The organism is Streptomyces sp. NBC_01618 (assembly GCF_045209435.1).
Lineage (GTDB): Bacteria > Actinomycetota > Actinomycetes > Streptomycetales > Streptomycetaceae > Streptomyces.
Genome location: NZ_CP109297.1, coordinates 4,563,228 through 4,586,918, shown reverse-complemented (window position 1 = coordinate 4,586,918; position 23,691 = coordinate 4,563,228). Strand labels below are relative to the sequence as shown.

General features: G+C 71.5%; 21 protein-coding genes. 7 read left to right on the top strand and 14 right to left on the bottom strand.

The window, feature by feature from the left end; genetic code table 11:
• Window positions 1–9: 9 nt before the first annotated feature.
• Entirely contained in the window at window positions 10–1,353 is a 1,344-nt protein-coding gene (locus tag OH735_RS21370) for an MFS transporter (protein WP_406383119.1), read from the bottom strand.
• 174 nt (window positions 1,354–1,527) lie between these two features.
• On the opposite strand from OH735_RS21370, the gene OH735_RS21365 reads away from it, so the two are divergent.
• Complete coding sequence (locus OH735_RS21365) at window positions 1,528–1,857, top strand: hypothetical protein (RefSeq protein WP_406383118.1); 330 nt, start codon at window positions 1,528–1,530, stop codon at window positions 1,855–1,857.
• Here the strand turns inward: OH735_RS21365 and OH735_RS21360 are convergent.
• Both OH735_RS21360 and OH735_RS21355 read right to left on the bottom strand, forming a co-directional pair.
• Window positions 1,814–2,260, bottom strand: coding sequence for a DUF2809 domain-containing protein (locus OH735_RS21360; RefSeq protein WP_406383116.1), 447 nt, complete (start codon window positions 2,258–2,260; stop codon window positions 1,814–1,816). The two genes, OH735_RS21365 and OH735_RS21360, sit on opposite strands and share 44 nt — an antisense overlap.
• Window positions 2,257–3,510: an MFS transporter gene (locus OH735_RS21355; protein WP_406383115.1), complete on the bottom strand. Its 1,254-nt coding sequence runs from the start codon at window positions 3,508–3,510 to the stop codon at window positions 2,257–2,259. The genes OH735_RS21360 and OH735_RS21355 overlap by 4 nt, the downstream gene beginning before the upstream one ends.
• Before the next feature lie 133 nt (window positions 3,511–3,643).
• On the opposite strand from OH735_RS21355, the gene OH735_RS21350 reads away from it, so the two are divergent.
• Complete coding sequence (locus OH735_RS21350) at window positions 3,644–4,627, top strand: GlxA family transcriptional regulator (protein WP_406383114.1); 984 nt, start codon at window positions 3,644–3,646, stop codon at window positions 4,625–4,627.
• A 124-nt stretch (window positions 4,628–4,751) separates the two neighbouring features.
• Here OH735_RS21350 and OH735_RS21345 read toward each other — a convergent pair whose 3' ends face one another.
• Entirely contained in the window at window positions 4,752–5,768 is a 1,017-nt protein-coding gene (locus OH735_RS21345; protein WP_406383113.1) for a LacI family DNA-binding transcriptional regulator, read from the bottom strand.
• A gap of 113 nt (window positions 5,769–5,881) precedes the next feature.
• On the opposite strand from OH735_RS21345, the gene OH735_RS21340 reads away from it, so the two are divergent.
• Entirely contained in the window at window positions 5,882–7,774 is a 1,893-nt protein-coding gene (locus OH735_RS21340) for an amidohydrolase (RefSeq protein ID WP_406383112.1), read from the top strand.
• A 262-nt stretch (window positions 7,775–8,036) separates the two neighbouring features.
• Here OH735_RS21340 and OH735_RS21335 read toward each other — a convergent pair whose 3' ends face one another.
• Both OH735_RS21335 and OH735_RS21330 read right to left on the bottom strand, forming a co-directional pair.
• A complete protein-coding gene (locus OH735_RS21335) occupies window positions 8,037–9,086 on the bottom strand; it encodes a Zn-dependent alcohol dehydrogenase (RefSeq protein ID WP_406383111.1) in 1,050 nt (349 codons plus the stop codon).
• A 132-nt stretch (window positions 9,087–9,218) separates the two neighbouring features.
• Window positions 9,219–10,151 (bottom strand): SDR family oxidoreductase, encoded by a 933-nt coding sequence (locus OH735_RS21330; RefSeq protein ID WP_406383110.1) that lies wholly within the window; start codon window positions 10,149–10,151, stop codon window positions 9,219–9,221.
• 83 nt (window positions 10,152–10,234) lie between these two features.
• On the opposite strand from OH735_RS21330, the gene OH735_RS21325 reads away from it, so the two are divergent.
• Entirely contained in the window at window positions 10,235–11,161 is a 927-nt protein-coding gene (locus tag OH735_RS21325; RefSeq protein ID WP_406383109.1) for a cyclase family protein, read from the top strand.
• Between the two features lie 144 nt (window positions 11,162–11,305).
• Here OH735_RS21325 and OH735_RS21320 read toward each other — a convergent pair whose 3' ends face one another.
• The 4 genes from OH735_RS21320 to OH735_RS21305 all read right to left on the bottom strand — a co-directional run bounded on the left by OH735_RS21320 (window position 11,306) and on the right by OH735_RS21305 (window position 15,700).
• Complete coding sequence (locus tag OH735_RS21320; RefSeq protein WP_406383108.1) at window positions 11,306–11,797, bottom strand: ATP-binding protein; 492 nt, start codon at window positions 11,795–11,797, stop codon at window positions 11,306–11,308.
• 517 nt (window positions 11,798–12,314) lie between these two features.
• A complete protein-coding gene (locus OH735_RS21315) occupies window positions 12,315–13,304 on the bottom strand; it encodes an acyl-CoA dehydrogenase family protein (RefSeq protein ID WP_406383107.1) in 990 nt (329 codons plus the stop codon).
• Window positions 13,305–13,311: 7 nt separating this feature from the next.
• The gene (locus tag OH735_RS21310; RefSeq protein ID WP_406383105.1) at window positions 13,312–14,466 is read right to left on the bottom strand and encodes an acyl-CoA dehydrogenase; all 1,155 of its coding nucleotides are present in this window, start codon (window positions 14,464–14,466) and stop codon (window positions 13,312–13,314) included.
• 34 nt (window positions 14,467–14,500) lie between these two features.
• The gene (locus OH735_RS21305) at window positions 14,501–15,700 is read right to left on the bottom strand and encodes an amidohydrolase family protein (protein ID WP_406383104.1); all 1,200 of its coding nucleotides are present in this window, start codon (window positions 15,698–15,700) and stop codon (window positions 14,501–14,503) included.
• A gap of 149 nt (window positions 15,701–15,849) precedes the next feature.
• Between OH735_RS21305 and OH735_RS21300 the strand changes: the two genes are divergently transcribed.
• Window positions 15,850–17,394, top strand: a complete 1,545-nt coding sequence (locus tag OH735_RS21300; protein ID WP_406383103.1) for a class I adenylate-forming enzyme family protein — start codon at window positions 15,850–15,852, stop codon at window positions 17,392–17,394.
• Window positions 17,395–17,484: 90 nt separating this feature from the next.
• Here the strand turns inward: OH735_RS21300 and OH735_RS21295 are convergent, their stop codons facing one another.
• Window positions 17,485–18,006: an EF-hand domain-containing protein gene (locus tag OH735_RS21295; RefSeq protein WP_406383102.1), complete on the bottom strand. Its 522-nt coding sequence runs from the start codon at window positions 18,004–18,006 to the stop codon at window positions 17,485–17,487.
• Between the two features lie 215 nt (window positions 18,007–18,221).
• Window positions 18,222–18,596: an STAS domain-containing protein gene (locus OH735_RS21290; RefSeq protein WP_406383101.1), complete on the bottom strand. Its 375-nt coding sequence runs from the start codon at window positions 18,594–18,596 to the stop codon at window positions 18,222–18,224.
• Between the two features lie 278 nt (window positions 18,597–18,874).
• Between OH735_RS21290 and OH735_RS21285 the strand changes: the two genes are divergently transcribed.
• On the top strand, window positions 18,875–19,477 hold the full coding sequence (locus OH735_RS21285; protein WP_406383100.1) for an RNA polymerase sigma factor: 603 nt from the start codon (window positions 18,875–18,877) through the stop codon (window positions 19,475–19,477).
• A complete protein-coding gene (locus OH735_RS21280) occupies window positions 19,474–20,910 on the top strand; it encodes a zf-HC2 domain-containing protein (protein WP_406383099.1) in 1,437 nt (478 codons plus the stop codon). Before OH735_RS21285 ends, OH735_RS21280 begins: the two co-directional genes overlap by 4 nt.
• A gap of 326 nt (window positions 20,911–21,236) precedes the next feature.
• On the opposite strand, the gene OH735_RS21275 is transcribed toward OH735_RS21280, so the two are convergent.
• Both OH735_RS21275 and OH735_RS21270 read right to left on the bottom strand, forming a co-directional pair.
• Window positions 21,237–21,446 carry a YbdD/YjiX family protein gene (locus OH735_RS21275; protein ID WP_406383098.1) on the bottom strand — a complete coding sequence of 70 codons (210 nt, stop codon included), beginning with the start codon at window positions 21,444–21,446 and terminating at the stop codon, window positions 21,237–21,239.
• Window positions 21,443–23,650 carry a carbon starvation CstA family protein gene (locus tag OH735_RS21270; RefSeq protein WP_406383097.1) on the bottom strand — a complete coding sequence of 736 codons (2,208 nt, stop codon included), beginning with the start codon at window positions 23,648–23,650 and terminating at the stop codon, window positions 21,443–21,445. The genes OH735_RS21275 and OH735_RS21270 overlap by 4 nt, the downstream gene beginning before the upstream one ends.
• Window positions 23,651–23,691: the final 41 nt, after the last annotated feature.

Sequence of the window (23,691 nt, the reverse complement as noted above, 5' to 3'; positions counted from 1 at the left end):
TCCGCACTGTCAGCCGAGTCCCGCGGCGGCGCCCGAAGGCTCTCGGACCCGCCGGATCACCAGCGCCATGAGTGCCGCCATCGCGCACAGCGCCCCCGACGCGTACCAGACCACGTCGTACGAGCCGAACACATCGCGCGCCACCCCGCCCAGGAACGCCACCAGCGCCGCGCCCACCTGGTGGGAGGCGAGGACCCAGCCGAAGACGATGGCGCTGTCCTCGCCGTACTGCTCGCGGCACAGGGCCAGCGTCGGCGGGACCGTGGCGACCCAGTCCAGGCCGTAGAAGACGATGAAGAACACCATCGGCGGATGCACCGTCGGCGCCAGCAGCATCGGCAGGAACAGCAGCGAGACGCCGCGCAGCGCGTAGTAGACGGCGAGGAGCCGACGGGCGTCGAAGCGGTCGGTGAGCCAGCCGGAGAAGACCGTGCCGATGACGTCGAAGACCCCGATGACGGCGAGCAGCGAGGCCGCGGCGGTGATGGGCATGCCGTGATCGTGGGCCGACGGCACGAAGTGCGTACGGATCAGGCCGTTGGTCGAGGCCCCGCAGATCGCGAACGTACCGGCCAGCAGCCAGAACGGCCCCGTGCGCGCCGCATCGGTCAGTACGCGCAGGGCCCGCCGCGCCGCCCCGCGGGTGGGCGCGGGCTTCTCCACGTAGCTGCCGCCGTACGGGGCGAGGCCCACATCGGCCGGGTGGTCGTGCAGCAGGAGCCAGACGAACGGGACGACGACCAGCGCGGCGAGCGCGACGGTCACCGAGGCCGGGCGCCAGCCGTGTTCCGCGACGATCCACGCGCACAGCGGCAGGAACACCAGCTGGCCGGAGGCACCCGCCGCGGTGAGGATGCCGGTGACCAGGCCGCGCCGGGCCACGAACCAGCGGTTGGTGACCGTGGCGGAGAAGGCCATCGCCATGGACCCGGTGCCGAGGCCGACGAGCAGCCCCCAACAGAGCATCAGCTGCCAGGAGGCCGTCATCCAGATGCTGGTCAGCGCCCCGGCCGCCACCACGCTCAGCGCGGCGACGACGACCCGGCGGATGCCGAAGCGGTCCATCAGCGCGGCGGCGAACGGTGCGGTGAGCCCGTACAGCGCCATGTCGATGGAGACGGCGAATCCGATCTCCCCGCGCGACCAGCCGAACTCCGTGTGGAGCGGGTCGATGAGGAGGCCGGGCAGAGAGTTGAAGGCGGCACCACCGATGATCGTCACGAAGGTGACGACGGCGACGATCCAGGCACGGTGAACGCGTCGGCGGGAGCGCCGGCCGGGGGCTGCGGGGGTGACCTGCCGGTCGTCGTCCCGCGCGGCGCTTTCGGTTGTCTGGGTCACGTCACTCAGCATCGGGTCGCGACATGCCTCCTCACGAGTGGCCGGAGGGCCACCCTTCGCAGGGATCGGGCCACGCACCGCGGTCGCTCCCAGCACTGTGCGTACGATCACCTGTCGGTCGGCGGCCGTACGCCGCGCCGTCGTTGCACACCGAAGTCTTCGCCACACACCGAACCGGGGGATCTCATGCAGTGGATAGCACGCCAGCAGTTCCACCACCGCTCCGCGCTGATGCAGGGCTGGGGCGCCGTGCTTCTGATCGTTTCCTGCGCCCTGTGGATCTGGCTGGGCGTCCTGCTGGTGGAACAGCAGGACGCGTACTGCTACCGGGTCACGAACGACTGCGAGATGATCACCGAGTGGCCGAAGCAACTGGCCATTCTGGGGATCTCCGCGCCCTTGTCCGTGTGCGGTGCGGCGCTGCTCGTCGGCGGCAGTGTGCGCAGGCAGACGAGCGCCCATGTCTTCGAGGTCATCGAGATGCAGCGGTCCGAGGAGCGCTCCCGGAGCAAGTAGTCAGGGCCGCCACGGCCCAGGCGCACCCCGCCCCCACCGCGTACCAGAACAGGTCGGGTGCGTTGAAGGTCGAGCCGAGCACCAGCCGCGCCACCGCGCTGTGCCGGGAGAGTTCCGCGGGCAGCCCGGTCAGTTGCAGCAGCTCGACCGCCCAGCTGAACGCGAGCGCCGTCCCGGCCGTGACGGCCGGCCGCGCACGCGGGGCGATCACCGTGGCCAGGGCGAAGATCAGCACGGTGTAGAGCGCGTCCCCGGTGTACTTGGCGACGGCACCGTCCGCGAACGCCCTGACCCCGAGCCCGGCGGCGACGGTCAGCGCCGCGGCCCCGGCCGCGACCGCGCGGGCCCGCAGAGCCGTCCGCGCCGCCCGGGGCACGACCGTCTCCGGCCCTCCCCCGGTCATCCGATCCGCTCCAGCCGCCGGATCGGCCGGGCCGCCAGCAGCACCGCCACCACCACCATGTTGATCACCGCTCCGGCCAGCAGCACCTCCGGTGCGCCCACCCGGTCCGCGACCGGTCCGGCCAGCGCCCGGCCCGCCGCCAGCATCAGCAGCGAGCCCGCCACGTCGTACGCGTGCAGCCGGTTCAGCGCCTGTGGCGGCACATGGGTCTGGACCGTCGTCGACCACATCACCAGCCAGAACGCGAACGCCGCACCCGCCGCGAACTGCCCCACCCCGAGCGCGGGCACCGGCATCCCGAGGCCCAGCACCACCAGGTTCACACAGACCGCGGTCAGCGCCACGGCCCCCGCCGCGAGCGGGCGGCGCGGTCTCAGGCGCAGGGCGAGCAGGCCACCGGCGACGCTGCCCGCGCCGTTCACCGCCATCATCACGCCGTACGTCCCCGAGCCGTGCGCCTCGGTGACTTCGACCGCGGTGAGCGGCAGCATCGGGCCGAGCACCGCGAAGCCGTACACCGTCCAGATCGCGATCACCCCCCACAGCCAGCTCCGGGCCCGGAATTCCCGCCACCCGTCGACCAGTTCGGCGACGAAGGTGCCGCGTTGCGCCTCGTCCGCCGGGGCCGGGGCCAGCCGCAGCAGGAACAGGCACAGGCCGGAGACCAGGAACGTCGACGCGTTCGCCGCGTAGACCGCCCCGGCGCTGGCGAACCCGACGAGCATGCCCGCGAAGGCCGGGCCCGCCATGGTCATCAGCGCCTCGGAGACCCGGAGCACCGCGTTGGCGCGCTGCACGTCCCAGGCCACCCGGGGCACGGTCGACGCGACGCCCGGCTGGAAGAGCGCGGCGCCCACGCCGGCGACCGCGCTGAGCGCGTACACCGCCCACAGCGGCGGGTTGCCGGTGGCGAAGGAGGCCGCCAGCACCGAGGCCCCGACCAGCCGCAGCGCATCGGCGATGATCATCATCCGGCGAGGGGTGAACCGGTCCGCCAGTACGCCGCCGAAGAGCACGAAGAGGGCCAGCGGTCCCATCCACGCGGCGAGCGCGAACCCCACCGACGAGTGCGGCCGGCCCGCCCCCAGCAGGCCTGCGGTGAGCGCCACCGGAATCATGCCGTCGCCGAAGAGCGCGGCGGTACGGGCGACGAAGAAGAGCCGGAAGTTACGGTTCCAGAGCTCGGCCGGGCGGCCGCGGCCGATCAGCTCCGGACCCTGGGGATCCGTGCCCGGGACCGGATCCGGCATACGGGGCGACGGGGACGGTACGCTCGCGCGCTCCGTGGCGGGAATGCGCGGATACTCCGCTGACTTTTCCTTCACGGAAGTGACATGTACCAGCTGGAGGTCTATACCAGCTAGGGATGAAAGGGGTCCGCCCGTGCCGCACCGCATCGCAGTCCTGGCCCTCGACGGGCTGCTCCCCTTCGAACTGGGCATCCCCCAAAGGATCTTCGGCCGTTCGCTCGGTTCGGATCCGCGCACCAAGGGCCGCAATCTCTATGAAGTCGTGACCTGTTCCGTCCGCCCGCCGGGCCCGGTCCGCACCGACGCGGACTTCACGATCACCGTGGAACACGGTCCGGAGGCCCTGGCCACCGCCGACACGGTCGTGATCCCCGCCAGTTACGAACTGGGCCCCGTCTACGCGGAGGGCAGGCTCACCGACGAGCTCGCCGCCGCGTTCGCGCACATCAGGCCGGGCACCCGGATGGTCTCCATCTGCACGGGCAGTTACGTGCTGGCCGCCGCCGGATATCTCGACGGGCGGCCCGCCACCACGCACTGGTCCTGCGCCGACCATTTCCAGCGGCTCTTCCCGAAGGTCCGCGTCGACCCGGACGTCCTGTTCATCGACGACGGCGACGTCCTGACCTCCGCCGGGGTCGCCGCCGGAATCGACCTCTGCCTGCACATCGTGCGCCGCGACCACGGCACCGCCGTCGCCAATGACGTCGCCCGCCGCACGGTCGTACCCCCGCACCGGGACGGCGGGCAGGCGCAGTACATCCAACGCCCCGTGCCCGAGACGCAGTTCGCGGCCACCACCACCGCACGTGCCTGGGCGCTCGGACGGCTGGAACGGCCGATCCTGCTGCGCGACATGGCGCAGCAGGAGTCGATGAGCGTACGGACGTTCACCCGCCGCTTCCGGGAGGAGGTCGGGGTCAGCCCCGTCCAGTGGCTTACCCGGCAGCGGGTCGAACGGGCCCGGCAACTGCTGGAGTCGACGGACCTGTCGATCGACCAGGTGGCGCGGAACGCGGGCTTCGGGACACCCACCTCGCTGCGGCAGCACCTCCAGGCGGCGCTGGGGGTGTCCCCGACGGCGTACCGGCGAACGTTCCGGGCGGGGAGGGCATAGGCGGCCCCCTCCGGCACGGCGACGTCGACCGCCGCGCCCGTCTCGCACGCGCGCACGGCCGGGCCCGCGGAGCGAGACGCGGCACGCCGGACCGGCTTCGGTCGTGTGCAGGCCGTCCGTCGGATCACGGTGGCCCTTGTGGGCTGGGCCGGGCCCGGCTGCGTGAGGAGCGGCGGGGATGGAGGACCGCCGGGACCGTCAGGGCGCCAGGGGGTGGTGGCGGGGCGGTGGGAGAAAGGAGGGAGACCAGGGCCGTCACCGCGGTCTCGGCGATCGTCGCGGGGCGCAGGGTCACGGTGCTCACCGGCGGATCGTTCTCGGCGTAGGCCGGGTCCTCGCTGGCGCAGACGAGGAGGAGGTCGTCGGGGATCCGCAGGCCGTGGCGGGCCGCTGCGGCCAGGACCTGGCGGCCGCCGGGGTCGTAGACCGTGTAGACCGCGTCGCAGGCGTGGGCGGCGAAGACCGCGTCGAAGCCGTGGCCCGGGGCGTCGTACGGGTCGAAGGTGAGGAGCAGTGGCGTCCGGCCGTGCTCGTGGCACCACTGCTCGTACGCGCGGGTCACGGCCCGGGTGTAGTGCTCGTCGCCGTACCCGGCGTGCAGGGCGATCCGCCGGGCGCCCGAGGCCGCCAGGTGGCCGAGGACCTCGCGGGTGGTGGCGGTGTGGTCGTTGTCGACCCAGACGTCCCCGGGCCTCGGATCGACGGGCCGGCCGTCGAAGACGAGCGGGATGCCTCGGGCGCGCAGGGCACGCAGCACCGGGTCGCCTGCGGGGCTGTCGAGGAGCAGCATGCCGTCCACGGTGAGGGTGTGCCACGGCGCCTCGGCTCCGCGGGCTGCGGGGAGGATGGTCAGGGCGTAGCCGTGGGCGTGCGCGGTGGCGGTGGCGGCGGTCAGGAGCCGGGCGAAGTACGGGACTTCGAGGAAGTTCCAGGCCGATCCGGCGTAGGTCGTGACGGCCACGCCCAAGGTCCCCCCGGTCCGTGGGGTCCACCGGGCGCCGTAGCCGAGCGCGGTGGCCACCTCGCGGACCCGGCGGCGCGTGGCGTCGGCGAGCCGGCCGGTTTCGTTGAGAGCGTGCGAGACGGTGGCAGTGGAGACCTCCGCCGCACGGGCGACATCGGCGAGGGTGGGCCCTGACATGGCGCCATCGTATGGATTGCGGTGCGGATTCCGTCGTCCAGGGTGGGTTCTGGTTACGGCGTTAATCAATGAGGGTCCGGCCACAGCAACGGAGCCCAATCCTTGGAGTGGTCATGACTTCTTCTTTCGCTCGGCGGAGCGTGCTCGCCGCGGGCGCGGCCGGACTGGTGGGTGCGGCGGCAGGCCCCGCGGCCGCCGCGCAGCGGGGCGCCGCGCGCCGCCGTGCCGCGGCCCTGGTCATCCACAACGCACGGGTGTTCACCGGGCTCCCCGGCGCCCGACCCGTCGAGGCCGTGGCCGTCGGGCACGACGGCCGGATTCTCGCCACCGGCCGGGGCCGCGAACTGCACCACCTCGCCGGGCGGGACACCGAAATCGTCGACGCGCGCGGGGCGACCGTGATGAGCGGCATCCACGACGGCCATGTGCACCCGCTCGGCGCGGGCGAGCGTTCGCTGCGCCCCTCCCTGGAGGGCGCCGAGACGACCGCCGAGGAACTCCTGGCGATCCTCACGGGTTTCCTCAAGGACACGCCCGGCCAGGAGCCCGACGGCTGGCTGGTGGTCTCGGACTGGAACCCGATCGGGCTGCTGCCGCGTGGCACTCTTCCCCACCACTCCCTGCTCGACACCCTTCCCACCCGACGCCCGATCGCCCTCCTCGGGAGCGACGGCCACAACACCTGGGTCAACGGCCGCGCCCTGGAGATCGCCGGCATCACCGCGGCGACCCCCGATCCGGTGGCCGGAAAGATCGTGAAGGGGCCGGACGGGAAGCCCAGCGGGGTGCTCAAGGACGACGCACAGCCCCTGGTGACACGTCACATCCCGGAGCCGAGCGAGGCCGATCTGGTCGCCGCCTGCTCGCGGGCCCTCGCCCAGGTGGCGGCCTCCGGGGTGACCACGATGATGGACGCGAATGTCGGGCAGAGCGGGTTGTCGACGTATCAGGCTCTGGCGAACGCGGGGACGCTGCTGCAGCGGATCGTCCCCGCGATCGGGATCGACGCAGACCTGGCGAAGGACCCGAAGGCGGCGCTCGCGTACGCGAGCGGGCTGCAGCGCTCCTTCCGTAACGTACCTGGGCTGCGGTTCGGGACGATCAAGGTGTTCCTCGACGGGGTGATCGAGTACCCGGCGCAGACGGCGGCGCTCCTGGCGCCGTATCTGGACGACTCGGGGCACCCGACGGACAACCGCGGTGAGTTGTATGTCTCTGGACAGGATTACGGGCAGCTGACCGCGGCCTTCAACCGGGCCGGCTGGCAGATGCATGCCCATGGGCTCGGTGACCGCGCGGTGCGCACGGCGCTCGACGGGTACGCGTACGCCCGGCGCGCGACCGGGCTGCGCGGTGCCCGGAACACCATCGCTCACCTCCAGCTGGTGGACCCGGCGGATCTGGGGCGGTTCGCCGCACTGGACGTGGTGGCCTGCATGCAGCTCCAGTGGGCGGAACAGGACACGTGGACGATGGACGCCCTCCTGCCGTACATCGGGCCCGAGCGGCACCGGTGGATGTACCCCGCCCGCTCCCTGGAGCGGCACGGGGCCCGGCTCTCGGGCGGCTCGGACTGGCCGGTGGACCCGCTCCAGGTGTGGAACCAGATCCGTACGGCGATCGACCGCACGGGCGCGGAGGGCGACGGGCCGCTCTACCAGGAGCTGGAGGGGCTGAGCCGTACGTCGGCGCTGCGCATGCACACGCAAGGCACGGCATGGCAGCTGCGCATGGACCAGCTGACGGGAACAGTCCGGCCCGGTCTGGCCGCGGATCTGATCGTTCTCGACCGTGATGTAACGAAATGCCCGGTGGCGGACATCAGTGACACCCGTGTCGAGCTGACCCTGGTGGGCGGCCGGGTCGTCCACGACGCGCACACCTCGGCGGGACGGGCCGCGGCCGCGCGACTCGACCGGGCCGCCACCGCGCCCCGCCCGTCGGCATACGCGGCGGTGCACGGCGGACGACACAGCGCCTGCGGCCACGGCGACGACCGGCCTTAGCGGTCCTTGGCTCCGCGCCCCTGCTCGGCGAACGGCGCCCGTTCGGGTTACGCCCCGCACGGAACGCCGTCCGGCAGGGGCGGCCGCACCAGCCGCTCACTTCCCGCTGCCCCCACGCCACCGGCCCGGCGGTGTCTCACCGCCGGGCCGGTGGCTCGCCGCAGCTCCGCCCCACGGATTCACCCGGCCGGCCACCCGCACCCCTTGACAACGTCCGCCCGGCGCCAACTGCACGGCATTGCCCCTGGTGCCCCTTGCGGCGCTAGAACACCAGCACGCCCCGCGCCACGCGCCCCTGCTGCGCGTCGTCCGCCGCCTTGGCGAAGTCCTCCACCGGGTAGGTCTCGGTGACGAGTTCGTCCAGCAGCAGCCGGCCCTCCCGGTACAGCTCCGCGTAGAGCGCGATGTCCCGCTGCGGGCGCGAGGAGCCGTACCGGCAGCCCAGGATCGACTTGTCCAGGAACAGCGACGAGACGAGGAACGAGGCCTCCGCCGTCGCCGCGGGGACGCCCAGCAGGACCGCCTGGCCGTGCCGGTCCAGCAGGTCGATCGCGGTACGGATCAGTTCCGTACGGCCCACGCACTCGAAGGCGTGGTCGGCGCCGCTCGGCAGGATCTCCCGTACGCCGTCGGCCGACGTCAGGAAGTGCGTGGCGCCGAACTGCCGTGCCACCGCCTCCTTCGCCGGGTTGGCATCGACGGCGACGATCGTCAGGGCGCCCGCGATCCGGGCGCCCTGGATGACGTTGAGCCCGATGCCGCCGGTGCCGATCACCACGACGGAGTCGCCCCGGTCGACCTTCGCCCGGTTGAGTACGGCTCCGACTCCCGTCACCACCCCGCAGCCGATCAGGGCCGCCGAGGTGAACGGCAGGTCCGTGGGGATCTTCACCGCCTGCACGGCCTTGACCAGGGTCCGTTCGGCGAAAGCCGAGTTGGACGCGAACTGGTACAGCGGCTCGCCCCGCCGCGAGAACGGCCGCCCAGGCATCCCGATCGCCTTGCGGCACATCGTCGGCCGGCCCCGGTCGCACTGTGCGCACGCCCCACAGCTGGCCAGTGTCGACAGCGACACGTGGTCGCCGGGCGCCACATGGCCGACGCCCGCACCGACCGCCTCGACCACGCCCGCGCCCTCGTGCCCGAGCACCACCGGCGACGGGAACGGAATCGTCCCGTCGATCACCGACAGATCGCTGTGGCACAGTCCGGCCGCGGCCACCGCCACCAGCACCTCGCCAGGGCCCGGATCGCGTATCTCCAGATCGTCGACGACCTCGGTCCGTTTGCCGTCGAAGACGACGCCTCTCATCTCGGCTCCCTCGGTAGGCCGAGCGCTCGCTCGGCGATGATGTTCCGCTGGGTCTCGTCCGAGCCGCCGTGGAGGGTGCCGGACCGGGTGAACCGCCATGGGCGGGGGGCTCCGCCCCTGAGCCCCCGTTCCTCAAAGGCCAAAGGAGCTTGTTCTGTTCGGCCGTGCCTTCGCCGCGGCCGCCGCGGCCATCTCCTCCAGCTGCGCCAGCATCGGCATCGGGTCCGAGCCCACCGTCCCCGGCAGGAAGTCCGCGATCCGTTCCGGGGTCCAGGCCCCCTCCGCATACCCGGCCCGCAGCTCCCTCGGCTGGGCCCAGACCGCGATCTTCGGGCCGGCGATCGTGTACACCTGGCCGGTGATCTTCTCCTTGCGGGCCCGCTCGCTGAGCAGGTAGACGACGAGCGCCGCCACATCCTCCGGCTCGCCGATCTCCTTGAGTTCCATGGGCACGTTGGCGGACATCCGGGTACGGGCGACGGGCGCGACGGCGTTCGCCGTGACGCCGTACTTGTGCAGGCCGAGCGCCGCGCTCCGTACCAGCGAGATGATCCCGCCCTTCGCGGCGCTGTAGTTGGCCTGGGCGACGCTGCCCTGATGGTTGCCGCTGGTGAAGCCGATCAGCGTGCCGCCGTCCTCCTGCTTCCGCATCACCGCCGAGGCGGCCCGGAAGACGGTGAACGTGCCCTTGAGGTGCGTGGCGACCACTGGGTCCCATTCCTCCTCGGACATGTTGAACAGCATCCGCTCCCGCAGGATCCCGGCCACGCACACGACGCCGTCGATCCGCCCGTACTGTGCGAGCGCCGTATCCACGATCCGTTGCCCGCCCGCCATCGTGGAGATGTCGTCGGCGACGGCCACCGCCGTGCCGCCCGCCGCCTCGATCTCCTTGACGACGGACTCGGCTATCTCACTGCTCGGCTCGCCGCCCTCGATGGACACGCCGTAGTCGTTGACGACGACTCTCGCCCCCTCGGCCGCCGCCGCGAGCGCGACCGCCCTCCCGATGCCGCGCCCGGCTCCGGTCACGGCCACCACTTTGCCTGCCAAGAAGTTCCCCATGCCCGGCCCCTTCCCGCGGTTTCTGACGGACCGTTAGATTTTATGGGCCATCAGGTCCACGAACACAAGCCCCGGGAGGCTCCATGTCACTGCCGGCCGAGTTCCACGACATCGCCAAGCGAGTGAACAACTGGGGCCGTTGGGGCGCCGACGACGAGATCGGCACGCTCAATCTGATCACCGACGCGGTCGTGCGGGAGGCAGCGGCCGCTGTCCGCACCGGGCTGCGCGTGCCCCTCGCGCTGCCTCTCCAGCAGGACGGCGTCCAGAGCGGACTGATACCCGGGCGGATCAATCCGCTGCACACCATGATCCAGATCAATCAGGAGCTCTTCGGCCCCGGCACCGTCGCCACCAGCGACGACACGGCCGTCCTGAGCCTCCAGACGGCCACCCACTGGGACGCCCTCACCCACGCCTCGCACTCGGAGAAGATCTACAACGGCCGCCCGGCCGCCACGATCACCGCCCACGACGGAGCGCGGTTCAGCGGGATCGACAAGGCGCCGCACATCGTCTCGCGCGGAGTGCTGCTCGACGTGGCCCGCGCCCACGGCGTGGACAGGCTGCCCGGCGACCACGCCGTCACCCCCGAGGACCTGGACGCGGCCGAGGATCTGGCGGGGGTCCGGGTCCGGGCGGGTGACATCGTGCTCGTACGGACGGGTCAGGTGCAGGTCTACCTGGCGGGCGACAAGCACGCGTACGGCTATCCGTCGCCCGGGCTCTCGATCCGGACGCCCGAGTGGTTCCGGGCGCGCGATGTGGCGGCGGTCGCCAACGACACCCTGACCTTCGAGATCTTCCCGCCCGAGATCGAGGATCTGTGGCTCGGGGTGCACGCGCTGGACCTGGTCGAGATGGGCATGCTGCAGGGCCAGAACTGGAACCTGGAAAAGTTGTCCACAGCCTGTGCGGACGAGGGGCGCTACAGCTTTCTGCTCTCCGCGATGCCGGAGCCGTTCGTCGGCGCCACCGGCACCCCGGTCGCGCCGGTCGCCATCCTCTGAAGGCGCTCGGACCGGTGAAGACGCGCCGATCGGCGCCGGACCGCCCGAACCCGCGCCGGACCGACCGCTTCGACCTTTATGCGGGTTTAACCTTTATACGGACTTAACCTGTATACGGGCTTGACCCTTACGCGGGTTAAACCTTTACGCGGGATTCGTCACAGCGTGTGACGCCTTGCGTGCCCCGAGGTCCGCATCGCCCGTGCCGTGTACGCCCGGCACGACCTGGATCAGCGGGGCGTCCCGGTCGACCTCGCACCAGATGCGCTTCCCCGCGCCCTCCGGCTGCCAGCCCCAGCGGTCGGCGAGGCCGTCGACGAGCTCCAGGCCCCGGCCGCCGGTGTCCTCGCCCTCCGCGTGGCGCTGCTGCGGCGGGCGGCAGCTGGCGTCGGCCACCTCGACCCGTACGGTCCCGGCCGCCCCCGCCGTGCCGAACAGCATGCACAGCACGGCCGGGCACCCGGTGTGGACCACCGCGTTGGTGACCAGCTCCGAGATCAGCAGGATGAGCGTCTCGGCCAGCGGCTCGTCGTCTCTTATCCCGGACCCGATCAGTCTCGATCGCGCCCATCTGCGGGCCCGCCCGACCTCTGCGGGATCCGGCCCGACCTCCAGCTGAACCTGAAGCACCTGCACCGCTCACACCATCCGAACCGGCGGACACATCGCCTCGCGCCTCCTCAGGGTCACGGAACGTGATTCCCTTACGAGACAGCATGGTTGACGTACAGTCACCGCAACAAGCGCTTCGGGCATATTCCAGCGCGAAGGAGTACGCGTGGTGCATACTGTGCGACGCACGCTGCGGGAAGTCGAACAGAGGCGCATCGAGGCCGCGGGAGTCGCCCTCCGGGCAGGCTCGGCGCTTCTGCGTGGAAGGCGATCAGGGCATCTCTTCCGGACCGGAGTCGCCGCACGGGCAACACCCGGATCGCCCGGTTCCAGATCCTGTCGCATCCAACGGAGCGTACCCGAGCCCGGCGCCGACTCCACCCCGTGACGAATCACGCAAAGGACACAACCCGGCTCCGGAGCCGGCCGACTGCGCTGCGTAACTCCGCTGTGTGAGGCTCAGCGGCCCGCTTGTCCCGTGCGGGCCCCGCGCAGCCGCCCGCCGCCGTGCGGCGGAAACCTGCACGGAACCCGCCGGGATTCAGCACAGGTCGGCCGCAAGTGCCTCCTCGGCCGTCGCCGCCGTCAGCCACCGGACCGAGCGCAGCCAGGCCCGCTTGAGGTGCAGATGGACGTCTGCCTCCCAGGTGAAGCCCATCCCGCCGTGCACCTGGAGGCAGTCGCGCGCGTTGCGGACCGCCGCGTCGTCGGCGAGCAGCTTGGCGCCCGCGATCTCGACCGGGTCCGCGGTCACGGCCGCCGCGTAGACGGCGCCGCGGGCCAGTTCGGTGCGGACCAGCATCCCGGCGCACAGGTGTTTGACCGCCTGGAAGGACCCGATCGGCGATCCGAACTGTTCACGTTCACCGGCGTGTTGGACGGCCATCTCGGTCGTACGGGCGGCGCTGCCGAGTTGTTCGGCGGCGGCGAGCAGGGCACCCTCGGCGCGCAGCGCCCCGCCGGGCAGGGGCTCGACCGGGCCGACGCGGCCCGTGACCCGCCACAGGGGCGTGAACGGGTCGAGCGACCGTACGGGCTCGGCGGCCTCCCGTATCCGTACGGCATCGCGCACGATCCCGTCGGCCGGGCCCGGGCCGTCCCCCGACCTCGACCCCGAACCGGCCCCGGCCCCCGCATCCCCCGCCCCGAGCACGAGCAGCCCGTCCGCGTCGCCGAGGTGACCCACCGGCTGCCCCGCGTCCAGCACGGCGATCACCGCCTCGCCCTGCGCCGCCCCCTTCACCGCACCGGCGGCGAGGTGGGTGGCGATCAGTGGTCCGGGCAGCAGCGACCGCCCCACCTCCTCGAAGAGGAGGACCGACTCGGGCAGGCCGAGCCCGACACCGCCCGCCTTCTCCGGCAGCCGCAGCGCGAAGAACCCGGCTTCGCCGAGCTCCCGCCACAGGGCCCGGTCGACGCCCGTACCGCCGTCGAGGGCCGCCCGCATCCGGTCCCTGCTGAAGCGTCCGGCGAGGAGGTCCCGTATCCCCGTCCGCAGGGCCCGCTGGTCGTCCGAGAGCTGGAAGTCCACCGTCCGCTCACCGCCCCTTCGGCAGGCCGAGGATCCGCTCGGCCACGATGTTCCGCTGGATCTGCGAGGTGCCCGCGGCGATGGTGTACGAGAGCGAGGAGAGCCGGTCCAGGACCCACTCCCGGTCCAGATCGGCGCCGTCCGCGCCGAGCACCTCGGCCGCCGCCTCGTACAGTTCCTGGCGGGCCTGCGAGTAGCGCAGCTTGAACACCGAGCCGCCCGTCCCCGGCACTCCCCCGCTGCGCTGCGCCTCGCTGACGTTCCACTGGGTGAGCCGCCACAACGCCCGGAATTCGGCGTTCAGCCTGCCCAGCCGGCGGCGCAGGACCGGGTCGTCCCAGCGGCCGTTCGCCCGTGCCTCGGCGGCCAGGGCGGCCAGCGTGCGGCGGCAGGCGACGACCTCGCCGACGAAGGCCGTACCGCGCTCGAAGGAGAGGGTGACCATGGTGACCCGCCAGCCGTCGTTCTCCGCGCCGACGCGGTGCGAGACCGGTATCCGCACCTCGTCGAGGAACATCTCGGCGAACTCGGTGGACCCGGCGAGGGTGCGCAGCGGGCGGACGGTGACGCCGGGGGCGTCCATCTCCATCGCGAGCCAGCTGATCCCGCGGTGCTTGAGCGCCGCCGGGTCCGTGCGCACCAGGAGTTCGCACCAGTCGGCGACCTCCGCGTGCGAGGTCCAGATCTTCTGCCCGCTCACCACGTAGTCGTCGCCGTCGCGCACCGCCCGGGTCCGCAGCGAGGCGAGGTCCGAACCGGCGTCGGGCTCGCTGAACCCCTGGCACCAGATCTCGTCGCCGCGCAGCACCGGCGGCAGCCAGCGCGCCCGCTGTGCGGCGGTGCCCTCGGCCGCGATCGTCGGACCGGCGTGCAGCAGCCCGACGAAGTTCGCGCCGACGTACGGGGCGCCGGCCTTCTCCGTCTCCTCCAGGAAGATCAGGTGCTGGGTCGGGGTGGCACCGCGCCCGCCCGCGTCGACGGGCCAGTGCAGGCCCGCGTAGCCCGCGTCGTACAGCATCCGCTGCCAGGCGGTGTCGTACGCGCGCCGCCCCGGCCAGTCGTCGGGTCCGGGCTTCGCGGGCAGTGCGGGGAGCACGGCGGCCAGCCACTCGCGCAGCCGCGCCCGGAACTCCTCTTCTTCCTGCGTGTACGCGAGATCCACTTCTTCCTCCGGGTACGCGAGATCTGCCGCGCGTCTACTTGTCGAGGTCCAGATCGAGCATCCGGATCGCGTTTCCGCGCATCAGTTTGTAGACGGTCTCGTCGTCCAGTCCCTTGACGTGGTCGAGGGCGACCTCCTTGGTGTGCGGGAAGGTCGAGTCGACGTGCGGGTAGTCGGTCTCGAAGGTGGCGTTGTCCCGCCCGACGACGTCGAGCGAGGCGACCCCGTGCTTGTCGCGGAAGAAGCAGCAGAACATCTGCCGGTAGTAGTACGTGGACGGCGGCTCGGGGATCAGGTCGCGCACCCCGCCCCAGGCCCGGTGCTCCTCCCAGACGTCGTCGGCGCGCTCCAGGGCGTACGGGATCCAGCCCATCTGGCCCTCGCTGTAGGCGAGTTTCAGCCGGGGGAACTTCACCAGGACTCCGCTGAACAGGAAGTCCATCATCGAGGCCATGGCGTTGTTGAAGGAGAGGCTGGCCTGCACGGCGGGCGGGGCGTCGGGCGAGGCGGCGGGCATCTGCGAGCTGGACCCGATGTGCATGTTGACGACCGTGCCGGTCTCCTGGCAGACCGCGAAGAACGGATCCCAGTAGCCGGTGTGGATGGACGGCAGCCCGAGGTGGGTGGGGATCTCGGAGAAGGTCACCGCGCGCACGCCGCGCGCCGCGTTCCGCTTGATCTCCGCGACCGCCAGGCCGATGTCCCAGAGCGGGATGATGCAGAGCGGAATGAGCCGGCCGCCGCTGTCGCCGCACCACTCCTCCACCATCCAGTCGTTGTAGGCACGGACGCAGGCGAGCGCGACTTCCTTGTCGTGCGCCTCGGCGAAGGTCTGGCCGCAGAAGCGCGGGAAAGTGGGAAAGCAGAGGCTCGCCTCGACGTGGTTGAGGTCCATGTCCTTGAGCCGCTCGGCCGGGTCCCAGCAGCCGGGCCGCATCTCGGCCCGGGTGATCCCCTCCAGCGTCATGTCGTCGCGGTCGAAGCCGACGGCGGCGATGTTCCGCTTGTACGGGAATTTCAGGTCCTCGTAGATCCACCAGTCGGTGGGCGGCCCGTCGGGGTCCATCGTGATGACGTACTTGCCCCCCGTGTACGCCAGCTCCCCGATGCCCGCGGTGAGCGGCTGCGGGCCGCGCTCGCGGTACTTGGCGGGCAGCCAGGTCGAGAAGAGGTGCGGCGGCTCGATCACATGGTCGTCGACGCTGACGATCCGAGGCAGTTCCGCTGACGTCATGGTGTCCCCTTCGGCGCACACTGAAAGTATCTGATGGTTCGTCAGATTCAGTTTCGGCACAGGTTAGCCCCGCACCCCTGGACCGACAAGGCGCAGCGCTCTACGCTCTCGGCACTATCTGACTATCCGTCAGCTGTGAGGGGTTCGCCGTGAACGAGACCGCACACGCGCTGAGCGCATCGGGCACCTTCTGGGAGCTAGTCGAAGGCCGGGCCGCCCTGACCCCGGACCGCCCGTTCCTGATCCAGGACGACCGCACGCTGACCTTCGGCGGGCTGCGCAGCCGCGGCGAACGGGTCGCGGCCGGGCTGTGGGGGATGGGCGTGCGCCCCGGCGGCGTCGTCGCCTGGCAGCTGCCGACCCGGATCGAGACCGTGCTGTTGTCGTTCGCGCTGACCCGGATCGGGGCCGTGCAGTCGCCGGTCATCCCGTTCTACCGGGACCGCGAGGCGGGGTTCGCGCTGCGCGAGTCGAAGGCCGGCTTCTTTGCCGTGCCGGGCACCTGGCGCGGCTTCGACCACACGGCGATGGCACGGCGGCTGGCGGCGCAGGCCGAGCGTCCGCCGCTGGTCTTCGAGGCGTACGAGTCACTGCCGGACGGCGACCCGGCGGTACTGCCGCCGCCATCCACCGACGGCACGGCGGTGCGCTGGATCTACTGGACCTCGGGGACGACCTCCGATCCGAAGGGCGTCCTGCACACCGACCGCAGCCTGATCGCAGGCGGCTCCTGCCTGGCCCACGCGCTGCACCTGTCGGCCGACGACATCGGTTCGGTGGCCTTCCCGTTCGCCCATGTCGGCGGGCCGGACTACGCGGTGATGCTGCTGCTGTACGGGTTCCCCGCGGTCCTGTTCGAGCACTTCGCGATGCCGGACGCGCTGGCGGGCTACCGGCGGCACGGGGTGACGGTCGCGGGCGGGTCCACCGCGTTCTACTCGATGTTCCTGACCGAACAGCGCAAGGACCCCACCGCCAGGGTGGTCCCCACCCTGCGGCTGCTGGCGGGCGGCGGGGCGCCGAAGCCGCCGGAGATCTACCACGCGGTCGTACGGGAGATGGGCGTCCAGCTCACCCACGGCTACGGCATGACCGAGGTCCCCATGATCACCATGGGCGCCCCGGACGACACGGTGGAGCACCTCGCCGAGACGGAGGGCCGGCCGCCCGAGGGCATGGAGATCCGGATCACCGACGAGGACGGCAAACCACTGCCGTACGGCACCGACGGCGAGGTACGGCTGCGCGGCGAGGCCGTCTGCTCGGGCTATCTGGACCCGGCGGCGACGGCGGCGGCCTTCGACGCGGACGGGTTCCTGATCACCGGCGATGTCGGCCATGTCGAGGCGGGCGGGCACCTGGTGCTCACCGGCCGGCTGAAGGACATCATCATCCGCAAGGGCGAGAACATCTCCGCCAAGGAGATAGAGGACCTGCTGCACCAGCACCCGGGCGTCGGCGACGCGGCGGTGATCGGGCTCCCGGACCCGGAGCGCGGCGAGCGCGTCTGCGCGGTCGTGGAACAGCCGGCGGGGGCGGCCCCGCTGACGCTGCCGGACATCACGGGGTACCTGCGCGCGGAGGGGCTCTCCGTGCACAAACTGCCGGAACAGCTGGAGGTGGTGACGGCGCTGCCCCGCAACGAGGCGCTGCGGAAGGTGCTCAAGTACCGGCTGCGCGAGCAGTTCTCCTGAGACGGACCGGGGCGGGGCGGCCGCCGGGGCGGTCCACCGCACGACGGCCGCCGGGCGGGACCGGCCCCGCTCCGGCTGCCCCGGCCCCGGCTACGCGTCCGGTGCGATCACCGTGAAGTAGTCGGCGAACGCGGCCACCACCGCGTCCTCGGCGACCTTGCCCTCGTGGTCCGTGTCCAGGCTCCGCGCCGCGACCGCCGCCGTCTCCAGGGGCGCGCCCAGCACCCGCAGCGCCCGTTCCACGGCGGGTACGGAGGCCGCGCCCTCGTCGTCCCGGTCCGCCACGGCGAGCGCGGCGCGCAGGAACGGGCGGGCGATCTCCGCGAAGCGCTCGGGGTTGTCGCGCAGCCGTTTCACGGCTCCGCCCACGAACTCCTCACGGGTGACACGCTGGTCCCCGTCGACGTCCGCGATGCCCGCCATGCCCTGCCAGAGGGCTTCGGCCCCGGTGTAGAGCGCCTGGCCCTTGTCGCAGCGGGCCGTCGTACCGAATTCGGTGAGCAGACGGGCCGCGGCGGCACTGAAATCCGCGCGATCGATGTATCCGTTGCCGTCCTGGTCGAAGGCGGCGAAGCGGAAGGCGATCTTGCGCTCATACTCTGCGCTGTCCATGCGGGGAGCGTACGACGCCGACCGGCGCCACGTGTCACTTTGGACCGACCGGCAATTGGGCCCCGCGACGCCGCCCCCGATTGCCGGTCGGTCTTAGACCGACCGGCAAATGGGGGGCGGCAACGCGGAGCGTTGGTGATTGACGACAACGCCGCAGATGCGCGTGCCCGGCCCCGCGACGCCGCCCCCCATTTGCCGGTCGGTCTTACGCGCACTCACGCCGAGAGCGGCCGGGCCTCGTCGTCGACGGCCGCGTACCGGTCGGGGTAGACGTCGAAGAGCCGGCGCACGCCGAGGGCGGCGAGCACCCGGTTGACGTGGGAGCCGTCCTCCGCGCCGCGGGCCGGGAGGATCAGCCGCAGCCGGCCCCCGCAGGAGCGCATCAGCCGGCGGGACGCGATCAGCACGCCGACGCCGCTGGAATCGCAGAACAGGACCTCGGAGAGGTCGAGCACCACGTCGCGGCGGCCGGTGGCGACCGCCTCATGGACGGACTGGCGCACGACGGGCGACGACACCAGATCCAGTTCGCCGCGTATGCGCAGCACCGTCCAGTCGTCCTGCACGGTCTCGGCCACCTTCAGTGTCACGCGACTGGGCCTCTCGTTCCGGGGATTCCGACGATCCGGAAGTTTCCGTTCCTCCTCGCGGCTGCCCCCGCCGCAGGCCCATGAAACACCGGACCGCTCGACAGACACAGTCGGATTCGAACCGAAATGATCGATTCGGGCCCGATCCCTTCACCCATGGATGGCGCATTCTCTATCATCTCCGGCCTCTTCAGGGGCGTACTTGCCGTAAACGGGCGTGCGTGGCCGGTGCCGCCGACTACATTCGATGTGACGAGGGGAACAGGGCTGGGGGTCGCATGGCGAGAAACGCACCACCCCGCTGGGACCGCAAGATGCAGCAGCGGCTGGCACGCGGTGAGGCGGCTGCGCTCGGCGAGCTCTACGACCGGTTCGCCTCGCTCGTGCACAGCCAGGCCCACCGGATGCTCGACGACGAGACCGCCGCCGACCTGGTGACCCGCGAGGTCTTCGGTTACGTGTGGGAGAACCCGGACGCGTACGACCCGAAGCAGGGCTCGATGCGGTCCTGGGTGGCCCGGCTCACGCACCGCCAGTCCGTGCGGCGGCTGCGCGAGGAGGCGGACGGCCTCCGGGACGGTACGGACGGTACGGACGAGCATTCCGGGGCCGCCTCCCCCGACGATCTGGAGGAGCGGGTGCGCCGGGCCACCGCCGCCGCCCGCGCCGACTACATCGTGGCGTCCATGCCCGCCCCGCTGCGGGCCGCGCTGGAGCTCGCGTACGTCCAGCGCCGGGACTACCGGCAGACCGCGACCGACCTCGGGGTCACCGAGGACGAGGCCCGCCGCCGGCTGCGGCTCGGGCTCCAGCTGCTCTCCACCGCGCACACCCGCCCGCTGGAGGGGTCCTCGCCCCCGGGATACGGACGGCCGCTGTGACCGGCGACGACGACGCGAACAGAGGCGAGGGCGGCCGCCCCGAGGACGGCGGGCGCGAGGACGCCCGGCGTGGCGACGACGGACGCGGCGACGAGGTGCGGGGCGCACGGCGCATACCGGGACCGCGGGCCGCCGCGGACGACTTCGACCTCGACGCCGTACCCCTGCCGCCGCCCGTTCCCCCGACCGGGCCTCAACCCCAGTCCTCGCTGCCAATCCCGCGGCCGACGACACCGGAACCGGAATCTGCCGTGGCACCACCGGATCCACCGGGCTCACCCGCCCCATCGGACCCGCCCGCCGCACCGGCGCTGGTGCTCCCCCACCGCGTCCTCAAGGCCCTCCTCGGCGCCTGGGCGCTGGCCGCCTGTTCGGTGGAGGAGACAGAGGCCGTCGAGGCGCATCTGACCGAGTGCGCCGCCTGTGCCGACGAGGCCCTCCGGCTGCGCGACGCGGTCGGCCTGCTCCAGACCGACCGCAGCCTGGACCTCGATCCGACGCTGCGTTCCCGGGTGATCGACACCTGCCTGAGCCGCCGTCCGGCCAAGATCCCGGTGCCGGACTGGGCCGCTCCGTACGACGCGGAGACCGCGCGGCTCGACGCGCTGCTGCGTGACATCGGCGGCTCGGAGTGGCACGCCCCGTTGCGGCTGAGATGGTTCGAGGGCGAGACGGAGGTCAACCGCAAGACAACGGTCGCGGGTGTCATCGGCCATCTCATGACCGTCGACGGGCTGGTCGCCACGGCCCTCGGGCTCGACGTACCGCTCGGCGACGGCACCACGGGCCGGGGCGACGACTGGCCGCTCCCGCCCACCGCACGCACCGAGAAGTTCTGGTCCACGGCCCGCCGGCCGCCCACCCGCGCGATCCACGAACCGTGGCGCGCGCAGAGCCACACCCTCATCCGTACGGTGTCCTTCGCCGGCCGCGGAGTCGCCGAACTCTCCGTCTCGTACGGCGACTTCGCCCTCCCCATGCACGACGCGCTGCTGGACCGGGCCTTCGAATGCTGGGTGCACGGCGGCGACATCGCGGATGCGGTGGACTATCCGTACGAGGCGCCGTCCGCCGCCCATCTCCACCGGATGGTCGACCTGGCAGCCCGGCTCATCCCGGCCGCCCTCGCCGAGCGCCGCAGATCGGGACTGGCCGGCCCGGCCCGCCATCTGGTGACGGCGGGCTCACCGGGCCGTTCGCTGCATCTGGAGATCGAGGGCACGGGCGGCGGCGACTGGTACATCCCGCTGGACTCCCCCGCCGCGGTCGGCTCGGCCGCGCACACGGTGGCGCAGGTCGCGCTGGACGGCGTCGAGTTCTGCCGACTGGTGGCCGGACACGTGCCTCCGGTGGAGGCTGCGGCCGGTCAGGAGGGCGACCGCGAGGCGATCCGCGACGTGCTGTTCGCGGCGGCGTCCCTGAGCAGACTGTAAGACCGACCGGCAAATGGGGGGCGGGAGAAGGAGCGGGGCTGGGTGCGTGCAGCTGCAAGGCGGAGGATTGAGGCAGATGGGGTCTCCCCTGCTCGAGCGAAGCCGAGAGCTTGGGGAAGGAGCGTTGGTGATTGACGACAACGCCGGAGGGGGTCCCCCCTGGCCCTTAAGGCCTTGGGGGAGCGCGTGCCCGGCCCCGCGACGCCGCCCCCCATTTGCCGGTCGGTCTAAGTACCCATGAGATTCCCCCATCGGGTCACGCGGCTCGCCTGCGGCTTCGGGGTGTGGTGGCTCGTGCCCGGGCCAGGGACACGAGCCACCCGTGGTCAGCAGCAGCGGCTCTGCGGATTGGCCTCACGGTGCCGGGCACGCAGCCGCTCGTACGCCCGCCGGGTGGGTACGGTCTCCCCGGGGTGATGGTGCTCGTGCCGACGGCAGAAGCGGTCGTAGTCCGCCGCACCCGATATCTCCCGCAGGTACCACCGGATGCCTCGGAGCAGCCGGGCCGGCAGTTCAAGCAGCCCCTCGGCCCTCATCCGCGCTCCCGCGCCCCGACCAGCGCCTCGGACCGGGCCGACGGGAGGTCGATCGCGGACTCCACAAAGGGCACTTCGGTCGTCGGCAGCGGTTCCGCGGACCGGATGGCACGTACGCAGGTCACGGCCGCGTGGCCGATCACGAGCGTCACCAGTACGAGGAAGACGGCCATGATGACGCCGTCGACGGTGGAGTTCAGCACCACCGTGTGCATGTCGTCGAGCGACTTGGCCGGGGGCAGGATCTTCCCGGCGTCGAGGGCGTCCGCGTACAGCTCGCGCTGGGCGAAGAATCCGATCTTCGGGTTGCTGTCGAAGATCTTCTGCCAGCCGGCGGTGTAAGTGACGGCCACGTCCCAGACCAGTGGGATTCCGGGGACCCATGCCCAGCGTAGTTTTCCGGCCTTGATGAGCAGGGTCGTGGCGACGGTCAGGGCGATCGCGGCGAGCAGTTGGTTGGCGATGCCGAAGAGGGGGAAGAGCTGGTTGATGCCGCCGAGCGGATCAGTGGCGCCGACGTAGAGGAAGTAACCCCACAGGCCGACGATGACGGCACTGGTGATCCAGATGCCCGGCTTCCATGTGACCCGGCCGATCGGCTTCCAGACGTTGCCGAGCATGTCCTGCAGCATGAAGCGGCCGACCCGTGTGCCCGCGTCCACCGTGGTGAGGATGAACAGCGCCTCGAACATGATCGCGAAGTGGTACCAGAACGCCTTCATCCCGTGTCCGCCGAACACGCCCGAGAAGATCTCCGCCATGCCGAAGGCGAGTGTGGGCGCCCCGCCCGTGCGTGCGATCAGGGTCTGTTCCTCGACGGACTTCGCGGCCGCTGCCAGGGCGTCCGGGCTGATGGTGAAGCCGAGGTTCGTCACCGCCTGGGATGCGCTCTCCACGGTGGTGCCGAGCAGACCGGCCGGGGCGTTCATGGCGTAGTACATGCCCGGGTCGAGCACGGATGCCGCGACCAGCGCCATGATGGCGACGAAGGACTCCATGAGCATCGCGCCATAGCCGATGAGCCGGACCTGCGACTCCTTCTGGATCAGCTTGGGCGTGGTGCCGGAGGCCACGAGGGCGTGGAAGCCGGACAGGGCGCCGCAGGCGATGGTGATGAACAGGAACGGGAACAGCGCCCCGGCGAAGACCGGTCCGGTGCCCGAGGCGGCGAAAGGGCTCACCGCGTCGTTCCTGAGCATCGGGGCGGTGACCACCACGCCCACCGCCAGCAGCACGATCGTGCCGATCTTCATGAAGGTGGAGAGGTAGTCCCGGGGAGCCAGCAGCATCCACACCGGCAGTACCGAGGCGACAAAGCCGTATCCGGCCAGACAGAAGACCAGGGTCGTGGGTGCCCAGGTGAAGTGCTGGGCCAGGGAGGAGTTCTCGACCCAGCCGCCGCCGGCGATCGCGAGCAGCAACAGGACCACACCGATGACGCTGGTCTCCATCACGCGCCCGGGGCGCAGGTAGCGCAGATAGAACCCCATGAACAGGGCGATGGGGATCGTCATCGTGACCGAGAAGGTGCCCCAGGGCGAGTCGGCCAGCGCGTTGACGACGACGAGGGCGAGCACCGCCAACAGGATGATCATGATGGCGAGGACGGCGATCAGGGCAGCTGTGCCACCGACCCTGCCTATCTCGTCGCGCGCCATCTGGCCGAGGCTCTTGCCGTCCCGGCGCATGGAGATGAAGAGGACCACCATGTCCTGGACCGCCCCGGCGAAGATCACGCCGACGACGATCCAGATGGTGCCCGGAAGGTAGCCCATCTGGGCCGCCATGACAGGGCCCACCAGGGGTCCAGCGCCCGCGATGGCGGCGAAGTGGTGGCCGAACAGAACCCGTCGGTCGGTGGGTTGGTAGTCGATGCCGTCGTCCAGCCGCTCAGCGGGCGTGGCGCGGCGGTCGTCGAGCTCGAGGACGCGGCGGGCTATGAAGCGTGAGTAGAAGCGGTAGGCGATCGCGTACGAGCCGAGCGCGGCCACGACCAGCCAGATGGCCGAGATTTCCTCCCCCCGGGTCAGCGCGACCATGCCCCAACAGACTGCGCCGATCAGGGCGACGCCAGTCCAGAGCAGGATCGTTTTCGGAGTGGGTCTCGCGCTGCGGGCACCGTTACTTGGCACGGGTACTCCAGTTCTTGAGGTCTCCGGTACGGAGAACACGCGAAGCGGATCGGATTCGCGGAACAGGTTCATGGAGGGGTTGCCGTCGCCCGCACCTCGGTTGACAGGAGGTT